Below are 17,464 nucleotides of genomic sequence, written 5' to 3' on the forward strand. Positions count from 1 at the left end.
ACCGCTATCTCCAAAGAGGGTGATAGCGGTTAATATCAAATTCCAGTGTTAATAAATATCACTGTTAATGTCTAACATTCAATTCCTAATTACCTACGTCCAATACCTACTAACTAATCACTAATACCTAGTAATTAATGCCATATATTACACTCGTCATAAATTGCAACGAAAGCTGTATATGCATACAGCTAAATGGGCAATTTTTATTTTAATAGTAAACTCTCAAACATTTAACACATATTTGAAGCATTAATGTTTATTAATCGAACAAATTATACTAAATCAGTAGGTTAATATGATTATCCGCTTTTCATTGCATTATCACTTAACTGTTTATTTATACAGTTAATGTTAAATGTATCACTTTCAATATTAATTTTTAATAATCTATTAAAATTTTATTGAACGATCGTTCTGTATGTGTTTCAATATTATCATCATAAAAAGGAGCATGACATGATCAAGTTTTATTTTCACCACACACCAAACCCAATGAAAGTAGCATTATTTCTAGAAGAAACTGGCCTTCCATTTGAGTTAGTTGCACTTGATACTTTAAAAGGAGAGCAACACACACCTGAATATCGTCAAATAAATCCAAATGCTAAAGCACCGGCCATTGAGGATGACGGTACACGTGTTTTTGATTCAAATGCAATTTTGATGTACTTATCTGAAAAAACTGGAAAATTGGCTGGCCAACCTGGTGATCGTGCTGAAATGCTTTCTTGGTTAATGTTTATTGCTTCTGGTCTTGGTCCATATTCTGGTCAATGTGTACATTTCCGTCATGCGGCACCAGAAGGTAATGATTATGCAGTTAACCGTTATTTACGTGAAGCGCAACGTCATTATGAAGTGTTAGATACGCATTTAGCTGGGCGTGAATATATTGTTGGCGAAGAGTATACTATTGCCGATGTCTCTGCATGGGGCTGGATTGATAAAGCGCCAGTAGTATTGGGCGAAGAAGGGCTAACACCTTACCCTAATATTAAACGTTGGTTTGATAGTATTAATAGTCGTCCAGCAGCAGCACGAGCTAGAGAGATGGGTAAAAACATCACATTTAAGAAAGAGTTTGATGAAGAAGCTAAACGGGCATTCTTCCCATCAAACTATCCTAAGGTTTAATCGTTACATTGCTAAGGAATTAATATGACTGAACAATATACACCACCAAAAGTTTGGGTTGAAAACACCGAAGGTGGCAATAAATGGGCGAGCATTAACCGTCCTGTTTCTGGTGCCACTCATGAAAAAGCATTGCCTGTGGGTAACCATTCGCTGCAACTTTATTCATTAGGTACACCTAACGGTCAAAAAGTCACTATTCTTCTTGAAGAGTTATTGGCCGCAGGTGTTAAAGAAGCTGAGTATGATGCTTACTTGATCAATATTGGTGAAGGTGAGCAATTCTCTTCAGGATTTGTGGGTGCAAACCCTAACTCTAAAATTCCAGCGCTGGTGGATAAATCGAGTGAACAGTCTGTTAATGTTTTTGAATCAGCTTCAATTTTAGTTCATTTAGCAGAGAAATTTGGGCATTTTTTACCAACAAAAGGTGCGGCGAGAACAACGACTTTTAATTGGTTATTTTGGGCTCAAGGTTCAGCTCCTTTCTTGGGTGGTGGATTTGGTCATTTTTATGCTTACGCAGATGAAAAATTTGAGTATCCAATCAATCGTTTTGCAATGGAAGCTAAGCGTCAACTGGATGTATTAGATAAGCAACTTGCTAACAATACTTATGTAGCGGGTGAAGAGTTTACGATTGCTGATATCGCAATATGGCCATGGTATGGAAATCTAGTACTTGGGAACTTATATGATGCTGCAGAGTTTTTACAAGTTGACACTTATACGCACGTTTTACGATGGGCAAAAATGCTTGAAGCGCGAGAAGGTGTACAAAGAGGACGTATAATAAACCGTTCTTGGGGTGAGGATTGGGAACAAGTTCCTGAGCGTCATTCAGCTGCAGATATTGATGCAGTATTAGCTAAAAAACCAAAAGAGGTTTAAAGCTTAAACGTCGAGTGGGCGTACGTACTATGCAAGTGCTAAATAAGTGCTTATAGAAGAAGGCCAAGTAAGATAATCTCCTACTTGGCCTTTTTATATTTTGTAATCTAACTATTTAGCATCGGCAGGCAATAAAAATAAGCCCGTTGGATTAATCGTTAAAAATGCTCGTTCAGCTAAAGAGGCATTAAATTGTGAAGAGTTAAGTTGCAATAATATTTCATGCTCTTGCCAAGTTACACTCACTTCGTACATAGCCCCCATATAAGCAACTTTGTTCACTTGGCAACGTTGACTTTCATCACCTTGGTTAGTTAATAGGATCGCTTCAGGTCTAACGCCAATTAAATAGTTTCCACTTTTAAAACCTTCAACCATGGTCGGATCGGCAGGGGTCTTGTAACCATTAATGTTAATTTGTTCACCATCAAACTCACCTGGGAAGATATTAGCTTCACCCATAAAGTTTGCCATAAACATCGACGCTGGATTTTTGTAAAGCTCAGTGGGCGAACCTTGCTGCATAATTTTGCCATCTTTCATTACTATCACGGTATCTGACACGGCAAATGCTTCTGTTTGGTCATGCGTTACATACAAAGAAGTGATGTTGAAACGTTGCTGTAGTTCACGAATGGTTTCTCGCATGCTACGGCGTAAATTTGCATCTAAATTACTGAGAGGTTCATCAAACAACAACACTTTTGGTTTTAATACTAGCGCACGGGCTAGTGCCACACGTTGTTGTTGACCACCGGATATTTGATCCACATAACGCTCCCCAAAGCCTTCTAAATCTACTAATTTTAATGCTTCATCAACACGTTGTTTAGTTTCAGCTTTAGAGATGCCTAGCATCTTTAATCCATAGGCAACGTTTTGGTGTAATGATAAGTGAGGAAATAGTGCATAGGACTGAAATACCATACAGATATCACGCTGTTGAATCGAAGTATTGGTGACATCCTCACCATCAATAAATATTTGACCGCTGGTGGGCTTTTCCAATCCAGCCACTAAACGCAATACTGTTGTTTTCCCACAACCAGAAGGACCTAATAATGTAACTAAACTGCCTTTTTTGATCTCTAAGTCTAAGTTGCCTATGACTTCTTTATCGTCAAACTTTTTGCAGATATTTTTTAATACTACGAAGTTTTCATTTTCCATTTTACTGTTTTCCATTAATCGTTACTCCAGTCATTATTCTTGGTTGGTTGCTTTAGAACGAGATACACGGGTATCACCAACAAGGAAGTCAAAAATCAAAATAATTGCTAACATCACCACGATCAGGACTGATCCGTAGGAAATAGCGATACCGTATTCACCATCTTCAACACGATTCAAAATATAAGAAGTGGCAACACGCGTTTCCGGTGTAACTAAGAATATAATGGCACTTACTGTGGTCATTGCACGCACAAAGCTATAAATCAGTGTCGATAAAATAGCTGGTTTTAATAACGGAAGTAGAATATGGATAATCGTTTTTAAAGAATTAGCGCGTAAACTTAATGAAGCTTCATCCAATGATTTATCCAATTGTCCCAGTCCTGCTATACCAGAGCGTATCCCAACGGGCACATTCCTCATCACCATTGATATCACCACAATCGCGGCCGTTCCCGTTAGATAAATTGGCGCATCATTAAAGGCTAGTATGTACGACACACCTGCAACTGTTCCAGGTACAGCAAAACAAAGCATGGTTGAGAACTCAATGACTTTTTTGCCACGGAATTGTTGTCTAACCACTATGTAAGCAATCAATAAACCGAAGAAAGCAGTTATTGGTGCGGCAATACCAGCATAAGTCATGGTAGTGATTAAAGAAGGCCAAGCTCCCTCACTCATTCCCATACCAAATAGGTTGATGTAGTTATTAAATGTCAGGCTGTAATCAACACCCCAGTTAACCGTAAAGCTGCCATAAAAGATGCTACCGTAAAGAAGCACATTAAAGGCCATCCAAAAATATAGAAGACCCGATACACCTAGTTTCAACGATGGTGGTAGTGGTTGAACATCACCACGGTAAGACTTACCTGAAATAGTCACGTATGAACGTTTACCAATCCATAGATACTGCACTACAAAAATAGCTAAAGAGAATAACAGTAGCACTGCACCTAAAGTACTTGCCGAAGCATAATCAAGTTGAGCACCCGCAATGTAGAAATAAATCTGTGTTGCTAATACATCAAAACTACCACCCAGTACCAATGGATTACTGAAGTCAGCAAGAGATTGTACGAAGATGATTAAAAAGGAATTAGCCAATGCAGGTTTTAATAATGGCATCACAATTTGAAAGAAGGTTTGGTAACGGTTAGCACGTAATGTATATGACGCTTCTTCTAATGAAGGATGTAAAGATTTCATTGCACCGTCAATAATCATGAAAGACATAGGTGCAAAAGCGAGTACTTGAGCCATCCAAATACCAGTAAAACCATATAACCAGTTAGTTTGTTCTAAACCGAACCAATCGGCCATTAATTCAGTAATATAACCTGAACGACCTAACATTAATGTGACGCCTAAACCCACAACAAAGGGTGGAGTTACAATCGGTAGAATAGAAAATATGCGCGCAATAAATGCAGAACGTTTTGCAATACGCGTAGTATAAATGGCAAAAATGAGACCAAAAAAAGTGGCTCCGATACCAACTGATGTGCCTAACATAACCGAGTTTAATATAATTTGTATAATGTGCGATTTGGTGAGTATTTCAAGGAACTGGAACAGTACAAAATTGCCAGCATCATCCTGAAACATCGGTACAAAAATAGCAATACTTGGATAAATGATAAAAGTAGAGATTAATATAATGATGGAAATGAGTGATGCAATAATAAACACATCACCACCAAGGTATTCCATTCTTGAAAAGGCGAGTGTCATTACTGCGCCAAGGGCAATGAATAGAACAATCGTGGAGTAACCTAAACCTTGTTCAGTATACCAAGATGAAAGTAGCGTTATAAACATACAGAAAATAGAAAAAACAATATCGAACCAATGTTGTTTTTTGGCGTATTTGTTTTGTATTTTACGAGGGCGAATTAATAAACCGAGCGGTAAGATAAACCATAGCCAAGAAATATTAGCTGAGCTCCAGCCCATAGCCATGTTAATTTCTTCAAAAGTGGAATCGAACACCCCATAATCGAGTGAAAAACTGGGGAGGAATATAAAGCCGGCAAGTAACACTAAAACCCAATAAAAAATAGGATCTCGATGTTCAGGAGTAGGCCGGTGACGAGTAGATGATTTATCTGTTATATCATTCATTGTAAAATACCGAGTTAATAAAAAGTTATTTTTAATCAATTTGTTAGATTAAGTATTCCCGAACTGCAGCAAGTGGAAATGTAATTTGTAATCGTGATTGATAATAGAATTAAAATAAAATATTAAGGGGAAATGAGCAGTACTAATACTGCTCATCTAAGTGAAGGTTATTCACCCATTTTTACTTGGTTTACCCATTTATCGATTAAACGTTTACGCTCACTAGATGATCCGTACTTATTCATATCGTAATTAATTAAGGTTAGTTTTTTAGGGTCCAGCGCATTAGGTGATTGCTCTGCGGTTGTGTTGGTTAAAATTTGGAACGATTGACCTTTGTTCCAAGCTAACTCTTGGCCTTCTTTTGATAATACATAATCAACAAAAAGTTTTGCATTATCTAAGTTACGAGCACCTTTAATAATACTCACACCACCAATTTCATAACCGGTTCCTTCACAAGGAGAAATAAGCTCCAATGGTGCACCTTTAGATTGTTCAAGTGAATAGTCATGTAAGAAGCCTACACCGATTGCGATTTCACCACGTGCAGAGTTACGAGATGGTGTTACACCTGATTTAGTGTATTGAGAGATGTTTTTATCTAATGCTTTGAAGTAATCAAACGCTTTATCTTCAGTCCAAAGTTGGATGAAGGTTGCTAATGCAGTGTATGCAGTGCCTGAACTTTGTGGGTCAGAAATTTGAATTTCATCTTTGTATTCTGGTTTAGTCAGGTCACTCCAACAACGTGGGATTTCTAACCCTTTCTCTGCAAGGCGTTCAGTATTCACACCAAAACCAAGAATGCCCATATAAACGGCAGATGAGTAATTACCTTTACGCTTAGCTGGATCTTTGTATTGATCCATAATGAATTCAAGCTGAGGAGACTTATAAGGTTGCAGTAAATCCATTTCACCCGCTTGAGATTGTGGATCTAGCGTACCGCCATACCAAACATCGGCACGAGGGTTCTTTTTCTCTGCTTCAATTTTAGCAAACGTGCTACCAGATCCGTTACGTACAAATGAAGTTTTGACATCATATTTTTCAGAGAATGCTTTAGTTTCTGCAGAACACATTGCATTGGTTGCACTGCAGTAAACAACAAGTCGACCTTCAGCAACGGCTTGTGGTGCAATGGTCATTGTGGAGCCTAGAACACAAGCGGCTAATAAAGTACGTTGAGTGCTAATTTTCATATTCTTTCCCTTCCTTTTTTTGATAAAAAACTAATATTTCACTGTGTGAATAAATAATGCCAAAGCATTTAGTCTCGTTATTCCGTTCAACTATTCTGCTAATACAAATATGAATAATGGTGTTAAAACATTCTAAATTTTCTTTTCAAGAAAACACAAGCGTTAGCAAGTAACAACAATACGGCTACCCATTCGCGTTATCTCGCACATCCTGTGCTTTTACAAAAGGTAAGATTAGTAAACCAATACAAGCTGCAGATAAAGTAATGACACTGAAAAAACCTTCCCAATTAAATCGTTCAATAATTAAAGCAAGTGGGTAGCTAGCAAGTGCTGCGCCTAAATACCCAAATAATCCTACAAACCCAGTTGCTGTCCCTGCTACATTCTTGTGTGAACATTCAGCGGCTGCCATTCCAATCATCATTTGAGGGCCAAATACAAAGAAACCAATGGAAAAAAAGCAACCCGATAGCACCACAAAATTATCTACAGGTGTTAACCACAGGGCAGAAACAGAAGCGAAAATACCCAAAGCAAAAATCAAAATCATTGGAGCGCGGTTACCACGGAAAAATCGGTCTGATCCCCAACCTCCAAATAATGACCCAAGAAAACCGCCTATTTCGAACATGGAAACAGCCGCATTGGCTGAAAAAAGTTCAAATCCATGTCGTTGCATTAAATAAAGGTTTCCCCAATCATTAATAGCGGTACGTACGATATACACCAAAAAATAAGAGCTACATAAAATCCATATATACTTATTACCTAATACATAAACAGTCAGGATTTTTTTAAAACTTAATCCTTTACCTTCTTGTTCGTGTTGCTTTTCAAGTGCATCATTTCGCCACTCGCCGACACTAGGTAGACCTAAACTAGTTGGTTTGTCCTGCATTCTGAAACATAAAACAATGCCAACTAATATTGCCGCAACTCCTGGCATAATGAATCCATAACGCCAGCCCCAAGAGACCGCTATAAAACCAATGACAATAGGGATCAACGCGCCACTTAAATTGTGGCATGTATTCCAAATAGACCACCAAAAACCACGTTCAGAACGAGAATACCAAGTAGTTAATAGCTTGGCACAAGGTGGCCATCCCCAACCTTGAAAAAAGGCGTTCGCTACCCACAATGTGGCAAACATAAATAACGATGAACTCAAACCAAAGGCAATATTTATAATGCCCGTTGCTATCAACCCCAATCCCATAAAATAACTAGGTTTTGATTGATCGCTGACCATCCCGGAAAAAAATTTGGATAGGCCGTAAGTAATATAAAAAAGTGTACCTAAAAAGCCGATATCGGAATGCGCTAACCCAAGGTCGGAAAGTAAAGCTGGCATCGCAAAGTTCAAACTTTTACGCGTAAAATAAAACATGCCGTAACCAAGATACATAGATAACATTAAGTGCAATCGCCAGTATTGATAAGTGGCATTAATCTGTACTTGATTAGTTATCGTTTTAGCGGGTTGCTCAGAGGTTAAAAAACCCATCATGTGTAAATTCTCCTAACTGAAAACGATGGTACTGAATGGTGTTGGTGAAAGAGTGAGACTAATTTCTAAATGACTAAGAAAAATTCCTAGTTTTACTGTGTAAGGCCCAGAGTTGTGGGTTAGGTAACATAATACTTTCCTACTTAACTACCTATTAGATCATTATTAATGGCTTTAGTTGTTGTCATTTTAGTCTGCGCTGGAAAAGGCTTTTACGGGTAAATGAATGGTTATTAGGGTGCCGGGGTAAGAGGTCTTCAAGTTTGTTAACCTTGTTGCCGATTGCTGATGCTGGTCTGCTTGTACTTCTCGGGTTTGTATTCTTATTTTTCCACCCAATGCACTGGTCCGTTCTTTGATCCCCTTAAGCCCTTGCCCCTTATTTTGCCATTGTTCAGGCAATCCGATCCCATTGTCTCGTAATTCTAAGGTAAACACTTCACCGGGTAATAAACTTAATTGCACTTCACTTGCCTGCGCATGTTTACTGACATTGTTTAATAATTCCTGCACAATTCGATATAGCGTAACAGCGGTAATATCATCAAGTTTAGTGGCAGATAAACCAAAATTTAGTTTAAAATCAATACGTCTATCGGCAAAGCGCATTTCTGCACTTAGTTGTCTAATGGCATCTTCTAAGCCTAATTCATCAAGGGAATGAGGGCGCAACTGAGTTAATAGTTGCCGAGTAGAGCTGTGAATTCTTAATGCTAATGTGTTAATCGTGGTTGCGATATCTTGACTATTTTTATCCTGGCTTACTTTGCCTGCAAGCATTGCTTGGATTTGAATCGCTGTAATATTTTGGCCGATTTCATCATGTAATTCACGAGCCACAGACTTGCGAATATTTTCTTCCGCTTGAACTAGTTGCTGTGTTAACTGTTGCTTATTAGAAAGCTCCATTGCTAAATCACAGTTCACCCGTTGTAGTTGTTCAGATAATAAATACTGTCTGCTGATGGCGATCCCTAAACCTAATCCAACTAGCGCTTGGCTAGTCATAAAAATTTGTAATTCTTGATCCGACTCAAAGGTGCCTGTGATTTGTCTCGCGGTAGTTAACAGTATGCTGTTAATCACACCCGCTAATACACCACCTTGCCAACCGTATTTGTAGGCCATAAAAATGTTTGGTAATAATATAATTAACAGTACCAAGGGTTTCATTGTTTCTAATAGCGTTAATTCTGCAACCAGGCCGATACTAAAAAAGCCTATTCCCCAGATGATGGCAGAGGGGCGCAAGCGGATCTCTTGATGGATCAGAATAGGACTTAAAGGTAACCACAATTTATGTTGAAGATAGTCATAAAGCAGGTATAAAAACGGGGCTAACAAAATCCCGCCTGTTAATGCGGAAATGGTCGCTGAAAATACATAACTAAAGGGCAAGTTTAAGGGTTTCGCAAGTAGTAAAAGGGCTAAGCCACAAACTAAACTGTAAAGGATAGTAACGGCAGATAGCGCAAGCAACTTTTGCCAATAGGTCTCTAAATGCTTCCAATAGTGACTAAACGGTATGGCAATAATATAGGGTAAAAAAACAAACATGAATAATAAGTTTTCGTGTTCACTTTCTCCCAAGAGATAAAGTAAACTAGCAACAATAAACAATTCACTCATCATAAAAAGATGCCACAAACTACGCGGCGCGAGGGTGAATGTGATTAATTTTAACCCTGTAGGTAGCAATAAACCCGCTAATAAAATATCTGGCGATAAATAACGGCTAATGTTCCATAAACAAAACCAGCTAATGCTATAAATTAAAAAGCTAAATATATAAACAAAAGCGAGCTTAGAGAGGCTGTGTTCACCAATGATGTAATTGTTGAACACATCTTGATTGGTCTCAGTTAGAGGGGACTTAATCGCCATTTACTTATTCTGCCAATAGTTTATGCCGAAGTGCAAAACGAATTAGATCAACATTATTTTGAAGGTCTAGCTTACTAAGAATATTCGCTCTATGTACGTGTATAGTTTTGTGGCTAATGAAAAGCTCATTTCCAATATTTTTTACATCTTTACCTTGAATCAGGTGATTAAATACTTCTGTTTCGCGCTTTGTTAACGCATTCAATGGTGATGGTGTTGCTGCGGCATTACTTAAGTTAAATAATGCATCCGCGCATAAATAACGATCACCTTTAGCCACGGTTCGGATCGCCGCAACTAATTCTCCTGGTCCACAACGTTTCGATAAATATCCGCTGGCACCAGCTTCAATAGCTTGGCTAACAAAGGAAGCTGAGTCATAAATAGATAAAATAATGGCTTTAAAATTTGGTTGTACTTTGCGTAACTTACCCAATAGCACTAGGCCACTTTCGTCGGGCATTGAAATATCAATAACAGCAACATCTAATGTAGTATTCGCGAGTGCTTGGTAAGCATCTAAAGCACAACCATATTGGCTATGTACTTGTATATCTGGTTCAACACTCAATAATTGGGCAAAGCCAGAACGTACCATAATATGATCATCAACTAACGCGACGGAAATCATCTAAAACCCTTGTAATAAAAACATCTAAAGTGCGTAGGTTACTGCAAGCTTATTGATCCAGCCTAAGCTTGTAGTACCACGGGAGTTTGTTAATGCAATCAGTTGTAAATTAAGGAATAGTAACTGATATTATTTTTTCAGAGTTTAACCTAACTACAGATTAGTTAAGTGATGTTTCATCATAGAAATTAAATTTTTAATGCTAATTTTTTATTGTTAGCCATAAAAAATCAAAGTTATTGCGCTCATAATAGTTGCAGTACTCATAATAGTTACTCTGCTTAGATTACAATGCTAAGAATAAGTGCAAGACTCAAGTTTAGCTGCAATGTTAGATGACTGTCCAAAGCGTCTGTGTTTCAATATTCACAAAACATTAAATATAAAAAGTAAAAACAAAGACAAGCTAAATAGAAATTAAATTGATACATAACAGAAGAGGTTGCCATGAAGTTATTTGGTGCAATAGAAGCAGGTGGTACAAAATTTGTTTGTGCAATAGGTACTGAACAAGGCAACATTTTAGAAAAAGTAATTATTCCAACATCCACTCCAGATGAGACCCTTGCGCAAGTGATCGCTTTTTTTAAAGATAAACCTATTCAAGCATTAGGTGTTGGCTCTTTTGGTCCAATTGACCCTAACCTTGATTCACCCACCTATGGATACATTACAAAAACACCCAAGCCAAATTGGAGCGACTACAACTTAATAGGCGTATTGAAACAACACTTTGATTTACCCATCGGCTTCGATACCGACGTTAATGGTGCCGCGCTTGGTGAGCTAAATTGGGGTGCAGCAAAAGGGTTATCATCTTCATTGTACATTACTGTTGGTACAGGGATTGGTGCTGGCGCGGTGATCGAAGGTAACAGGGTGCATGGTTTATTACATCCTGAAATGGGCCATATTTCTGTGAGAAGACATCCTGATGATAATTATCAAGGTACTTGTCCATTTCACGGTGATTGTCTTGAGGGATTAGCAGCAGGGCCCGCTATAGAAAAGCGTTGGGGTGAGTTAGCAAATACATTACCCGTTGAACATCAAGCTTGGGAAATGGAGGCTTATTACTTAGCACAAGCGCTGGTTAATTATATTCTCATCCTCTCCCCAGAAAAGATAATTATGGGGGGTGGAGTAATGAAGCAAACCCATTTATTCCCTTTAATCAGACAAAAAGTGAAAGAAATGTTGAACGGTTATGTTAGTAAAGCAGAAATTTTGACGCATATTGATCAATATATAGTACCTCCACTATTGGGTGATAATGCTGGTATATGCGGCGGTATTGCACTTGCAATTAAAGCTTAAATATTTTTGACTGAAGTTAGCCATGTAAATAATTAAGCCTTAAATTGCTAAGCAAGCATTAAAAAGAGAGTTAATCTTCTTTTATTTCCGCTCTTTACTGATCTTTTGCTGCAGACTTAAGGATCAGACTGTTTGCGCTATTTTTAATAAAATGGATAAAGCAGTCTGCCATTGAATGTTGAGTAATAATTCCTTCACCTTCCATCATAGTCAATGCATCGTAGCCTTCTTTACCTTTCATGGTATAAGCGGAAGAACTGCCATAATAAAAGCTTTCATGGTCAATCTGTTGCCAACCGTTAGCTTTTGTATAGATAAACAGTTTAGCAATACGTTGACCCGTAGGCCGTTCATTATAATAGCGAAAACTCAGGTTATGAGTATAAGGATAACTTCCAGACCCGCTTCCCATGACTCCATTATTGGTCGCATTATTAATTGCACCCTCTAAAGCCTGCGCAATATATTTCCCCTTGATACGATAAACACCAGTAGGCACAACAAAAGGCAGCAACTTACCTGCAATATCTGCTACTGAAATATTACCGCTGTTTAAAGATGACCTTACGCCACCCGCATTATGGATTGCAAAATCAACTTGATGCCCATTATGATTCATCATATGAACAAATGACTCTGCAACTAGAGGCGCAATATCGCTTCCTCCTTGCACATCTGGTATACGAATATGCCGCATATTCTCAGCGATGGTTGCAATCACGGTACTTTGTAACTCACGGACTCTGGGGATATATTTATCAAGTAGCAAACTTTGCAGTTGTAGATCTTTTTTACACACGACCACATTTTTATGTTGCGCAAGGTAAAGGCTGGCTTTGTTATAGAGTTGATCCTCATGAGTGCTTAACAGGGTTTTATCAGTACATAACCGGCGACCTATTAATAACTCATTTTTTCCATTAAAAGCAGTGACTGAACCATCGGCGGCAAAGTCAATTTCACAATGGCCAAGCGCCTGTGAATGGCATCCTGCTTGAACAATATAAGTATCATTAATTTTTAAACCGTACTCAGACTCTTTTTTAAACCCTAAATCACTTAAATCGCCCTGCAGAACATGAGTATGACCTCCGACTATTAAACTAATACCATCTACTTTGTCTGCTAAATCACAATCACCCTGAAAACCTAGATGGCTTAATAATATTATTTTATTAATGCCCGTTGCTTGAATTGATTTAATAGTATTAATGGCTGTTTGGTAAGAATCAATAAAGGGTGTGTCTAAGTCTACATTTGCGATATCAGCCATCTTGTCGATTGAAAGCCCAAATATTGCAATCGGCTCGCCATCTACAATACGCGTGATCCACTGTGCAGTCTTATCCTTAGGTTGATAAGAGAGTAAGTTTGAACGACCATTTAACCGATGAGACTTAGTGCTTAATTCGTTCGATAAATCCCAGTTACCCGCTAACAACGGAAACGTGATCCGATCCAAAAAGGTCGCAACTGGTTCGTTACCCATATCTAATTCATGGTTGCCAATCGTCATCATATCAATACCTAATGCATTGAGCATTTCGGCATTCGCTTTGCCTTTAAACAAAGAAAAATACAATGTGCCTTGAAAACAATCGCCAGCATGCACAAATAAAAAATCTCGATTATGTGCTAATGCGTTAGTTTTAAGTTGTTTAACCCGCGTCGCGATCCGCGAAAAGCCACCATTACTAACATACGGAGAGATCTTTTCCCCGTCGATATTAAGTTGTAACTGTAATGCCTGGGGTTCAAAGTAAGAGTGCGTATCATTGATATGTGCCAATGTTATTCTCACTGGCTTATTGTTTTTTATCATAAACCTTCATTTTTATAATTTAAATCTAAGTACTGTTTCATTTGATAGTAACGTATTAATCGTGACAATATTATTAATATGTTTTTACTGTATGTTTTTTGCTTAACCTATATTTAATTAAATCACACTCTACCAATAATAATAAACTAATCAATTGAATAGGTAGCACTAAGCTTATATTGGCAAAATATACATGGGTTTTACATTGTAAATTTTTATGCGTGATGTGTTTTATATGAGGGGGATATTAACTAAAGTAGAGGGGGTTACTGGTTTAAGTGCGAGGGGGCGAAAAACCAATTATTATCCACTTACTTACAGTGTAGATATTGTATCGATATTGGTGAACAGCAAGGAACGGTATTATTTAGAGTCTAATAAAATCCCCATTTATATCTGGCTATAAAAAAGGGTACTTGTTGATAACAACAAGTACCCTAAAACTAAAGCAATAGTTTGCTAAGTTTCAAACCGTTAACGTTGTAATTACTTCTTCCAAGCAAATGACTCAAACATTGGATCGACTGGCGTTTCTGCAACATGGTTGACATAGTTACTGATCACTTTTTGAGATAAACCAAGTATAACTTCTAATACTTGTTGCTGACCGTAACCTGCTGAGAAGAATGCTTCCATTGCAGCTGCTGGCACATTACCACGGTCACGTACCATGCTTAATGTGAAGTCTTTTAATGCTTGTAGTTTTGCAGTTGGCAAAGCAGTGTCATTACGTAAAGCGTCTGTAATGGCTGCATCTACTTTCATTGAATGCGCGATTGCTGTGTGTGCAGGAACACAGTAATGACATTCATGTTCTACATTGATTGTTTGCCATACAACCGTTAGCTCTTCTGCATTAAAAGAAGTGTTTGTAAATAATTCATTAAGCTGAGTGTAGGCTTTTAAAAGATTTGGAGATTCAGCCATTGTGCCAAAAAGATTAGGCACAACGCCCATTTGTTTAACTGCACCTTCAAGAATTGCTTTACTGTCTGCTGGAGCCGTTTCTACTGTATGGATTTTAAATTCGCTCATTCTTTTACTCTCTCTAGTGATGAATCATTATCGAAATTAGTTTTTAATGAGAAGTTCATTCTCTTAAGTGAGACTACTATAAACGCTCATGAACGATTGTTCAAGCCGGTTCTGAACAATCGTTCAAATTAAGGGGGCAAAACATACTTATTTATCGTTTTATTTGCATTTTAATTCGCATCCATATTGTAATAAGTATAAAAATGCTAATTGGTTCGAGATAAATACGTTGGGGTTTAAGTTATGAGCTTAAGTAAAATGCAGTGGGGATTAGTTCGCTAATGTAGTTTAAGGCATCTTAATATTATTTAAGGTAGTTGATATAGTTAAATATAGTTGAATATAGTTAAATGTATTGGGAGTACTTAAAAAATAAGTGCTGTAGTGTAAAAAGCCCGTTTAATTACTAAACAGGCTTTAATGAACTTTAAAAGTTTATGCGCATATTAATGGAAAGGTGCACCCACAAATATTTGATCAATAAACTTGTTAACTATTTCTTTGTTATTGTTTAACCGAGCATAAGTTCTTAACCCGATGATTTGTACTTGCAGATAGCTTGCGAGTTCCATTGCATCTTTGCTTTGGTCTAACTCATCGGCATCAATAGCATCTGTAATAATGCCAGCCAGTCTATTTTCTATATTAGAGAGTATTTTTTTTACTTCATCTAAAAGCTCTTTGTTATCACTTTCAGTTAATTCAGACAGCGACTTTACAATCATGCACATACAACTAGGTTTACCATCTAGATTATCTATAATAAGTTTCTTAATAAATAATTTTAGACCTGTTAATGGCGTTGCAGATTGATCTAAACAATCTTGTAATAAGTTACCTGTTTGTGCAGCGTAGTGATTTATTGCTTCTTTGAATAAATTGTCTTTACTGCCAAAAGTTGCGTATATGCTACCTGGACGAAGGTCAATAGCCGTTTGTAAGTTACGCATAGATGTTCCATGGTAACCTTTTTCCCAGTACAAATTAGTCGCTTTTTCAATGACCTCTGTACGATCAAACTTAGCATTTTTACTCATATCGATTTCTTAAATTAATAATAGAACACTCGTTCATTATACATTAACAAATTAATCTTGCCATGCTCTTTGTTCATGATTTACTTTTTACCTGCTAAATTAAATTTACTCAAATGACTCTATATTTTAATCAATAACTGCACTTTAGTGATCTTTAGCTAATCATATTTTCTACCTATTTAAGTATTGTTTTGAAGTGAAAACGTTAAATGTATATATAAAGTCACATATTAATTATTTATATGTGACCTAGTAACCTGTGCTTGATGGTTGATAGGTGTAAGTTTTCAGTGCAGACAGTGATCCGTAAGTTGCATGTGTAGATCGTCGGAGTTGCTATAAAAAGGTTGAAAAATCATATTATGCTGACAGTGACTACATAACGTAGATGATAGTCAAAATAGTTATTTAATGAAGATATGAGCCTGCTCTTTGTGTTTGCAAAATATTAGTTTAATTAGAGACAATCATAAGGAGAGTGCTATGTACTTAATTACTAATCGTAAATTATCTAAAGCAAGCAGTTTAAAATGCTTTGGTAAATCCCCTAATGTTAAAGGACCTAATGAATTACGTTTAGTTAGGGTCGATAAATTAGACAACGGATGGAAAGTAGAACCGCTTGATGACAAACTAACTGCCAGTAAAGTCAAACAACTAAAATCAAAATATCACCTTGATATTGATATTGACAAAGATTGGTATGCGAGCCTTGAAGTCGCCTGTGAACTCTTTGAACGTGCTAGCACAGAGCAAAAATCCATTTTATTTTTTGTACATGGTTATAACAATGACGTTGAGGATGTTTTAAAAGCCGCCTATGAGATTGAATCTTTATACAATGTGATTGTTGTGCCATTTACTTGGCCTGCAAATGGAGGTGGTGTTATTTCAGGAACAGGCGCGTATCTTAGTGATAAATCTGATGCACGAGTTTCAGCTGGTGCACTTAATCGCACCATTGGCATTATTCAACAACTGCATTTGTTATTGACACATTCTTTACAGCTTAGACGTCAAAAAGAGGCATTTAACAAACATCCGGATAACCCAAATGCGGAAGCTTCTCTTTTTACCAAATTAATGGCAGCAGACTGCTCCGTTACAATCAATTTACTCTGTCACAGTATGGGGAACTACGTTCTAAAACATACGCTTTCAACCAGTGAAAACGAAACCTCAGGATTGGTGTTTGATAATATCTGCTTGGTTGCTGCTGATACTAACAATAAAGATCATGCTAATTGGGTAGAAAAACTTGATGTAAGGAAAAGAGTGTATGTTGTTATTAATGAAAACGATTCTGCACTGAGAGCATCACGTATCAAACCGGGAAAAGAACAAAAAGCGCGATTAGGTGCGTATCTGAAAAAACTAAATAGTCCCAATGCCGCGTATATAGACGTTACCGATGTCAACGGCATTGGCACCGATCATACTTATTTTAAGGGAGAGTCGGTCAATGAAAACAATGCACTTAAGGTTATTTTTGAAGGTATGTTTAACGGAAAAGTCGTTGAATCCTTATTAGATTACCAAGTTGATATGAATACCTACAAGTTATAATTGACTATCTGATCAGGTATAGCTTTCTGCATAGTTTTTTGTAAATATAAAAGGCCACTCATTTGGCCTTTTTAATGTTTCATATATGAACTTTAGAACTAAGTGACTCTAAATCTCTGCTAATTA

The 17,464-nt window shown here is 37.3% G+C and carries 13 protein-coding genes; 4 read left to right on the plus strand and 9 right to left on the minus strand.

Annotation, left to right across the window (positions count from 1 at the left end; all coding sequences use genetic code 11):
• Positions 1–459 precede the first annotated feature (459 nt).
• Both GQR44_RS03890 and yghU read left to right on the plus strand, forming a co-directional pair.
• Entirely contained in the window at positions 460–1,137 is a 678-nt protein-coding gene (locus GQR44_RS03890; RefSeq protein ID WP_166369447.1) for a glutathione S-transferase family protein, read from the plus strand.
• Between the two features lie 24 nt (positions 1,138–1,161).
• Positions 1,162–2,028, plus strand: a complete 867-nt coding sequence (gene yghU / locus GQR44_RS03895) for a glutathione-dependent disulfide-bond oxidoreductase (protein WP_166369449.1) — start codon at positions 1,162–1,164, stop codon at positions 2,026–2,028.
• A gap of 111 nt (positions 2,029–2,139) precedes the next feature.
• On the opposite strand, the gene fbpC is transcribed toward yghU, so the two are convergent.
• From fbpC to GQR44_RS03925, 6 genes are all read right to left on the minus strand, one after another.
• Positions 2,140–3,213, minus strand: coding sequence for a ferric ABC transporter ATP-binding protein (fbpC, locus tag GQR44_RS03900; RefSeq protein WP_205962954.1), 1,074 nt, complete (start codon positions 3,211–3,213; stop codon positions 2,140–2,142).
• A gap of 18 nt (positions 3,214–3,231) precedes the next feature.
• Positions 3,232–5,328 (minus strand): iron ABC transporter permease, encoded by a 2,097-nt coding sequence (locus GQR44_RS03905; RefSeq protein WP_166369451.1) that lies wholly within the window; start codon positions 5,326–5,328, stop codon positions 3,232–3,234.
• Between the two features lie 167 nt (positions 5,329–5,495).
• Positions 5,496–6,533, minus strand: coding sequence for an ABC transporter substrate-binding protein (locus GQR44_RS03910; protein ID WP_028870172.1), 1,038 nt, complete (start codon positions 6,531–6,533; stop codon positions 5,496–5,498).
• A 184-nt stretch (positions 6,534–6,717) separates the two neighbouring features.
• Positions 6,718–8,046 carry an MFS transporter gene (locus tag GQR44_RS03915; protein ID WP_166369453.1) on the minus strand — a complete coding sequence of 443 codons (1,329 nt, stop codon included), beginning with the start codon at positions 8,044–8,046 and terminating at the stop codon, positions 6,718–6,720.
• A gap of 189 nt (positions 8,047–8,235) precedes the next feature.
• Entirely contained in the window at positions 8,236–9,930 is a 1,695-nt protein-coding gene (locus GQR44_RS03920; RefSeq protein WP_166369455.1) for an MASE1 domain-containing protein, read from the minus strand.
• 4 nt (positions 9,931–9,934) lie between these two features.
• A complete protein-coding gene (locus GQR44_RS03925; RefSeq protein ID WP_166369457.1) occupies positions 9,935–10,561 on the minus strand; it encodes a response regulator in 627 nt (208 codons plus the stop codon).
• A 447-nt stretch (positions 10,562–11,008) separates the two neighbouring features.
• Between GQR44_RS03925 and GQR44_RS03930 the strand changes: the two genes are divergently transcribed.
• Positions 11,009–11,878, plus strand: coding sequence for an ROK family protein (locus GQR44_RS03930; protein ID WP_166369459.1), 870 nt, complete (start codon positions 11,009–11,011; stop codon positions 11,876–11,878).
• A 94-nt stretch (positions 11,879–11,972) separates the two neighbouring features.
• On the opposite strand, the gene GQR44_RS03935 is transcribed toward GQR44_RS03930, so the two are convergent.
• From GQR44_RS03935 to GQR44_RS03945, 3 genes are all read right to left on the minus strand, one after another.
• Entirely contained in the window at positions 11,973–13,700 is a 1,728-nt protein-coding gene (locus GQR44_RS03935) for a 5'-nucleotidase C-terminal domain-containing protein (protein WP_166369461.1), read from the minus strand.
• A gap of 486 nt (positions 13,701–14,186) precedes the next feature.
• Positions 14,187–14,735: a carboxymuconolactone decarboxylase family protein gene (locus tag GQR44_RS03940; RefSeq protein ID WP_166369463.1), complete on the minus strand. Its 549-nt coding sequence runs from the start codon at positions 14,733–14,735 to the stop codon at positions 14,187–14,189.
• Positions 14,736–15,181: 446 nt separating this feature from the next.
• Positions 15,182–15,772 carry a TetR/AcrR family transcriptional regulator gene (locus GQR44_RS03945; protein ID WP_166369465.1) on the minus strand — a complete coding sequence of 197 codons (591 nt, stop codon included), beginning with the start codon at positions 15,770–15,772 and terminating at the stop codon, positions 15,182–15,184.
• Positions 15,773–16,255: 483 nt separating this feature from the next.
• On the opposite strand from GQR44_RS03945, the gene GQR44_RS03950 reads away from it, so the two are divergent.
• Complete coding sequence (locus tag GQR44_RS03950; protein WP_166369467.1) at positions 16,256–17,338, plus strand: alpha/beta hydrolase; 1,083 nt, start codon at positions 16,256–16,258, stop codon at positions 17,336–17,338.
• The last annotated feature ends 126 nt before the right edge of the window (positions 17,339–17,464 follow it).

Origin of the sequence: Psychromonas sp. SA13A (assembly GCF_011378715.1) — a bacterium.
Lineage (GTDB): Bacteria > Pseudomonadota > Gammaproteobacteria > Enterobacterales > Psychromonadaceae > Psychromonas.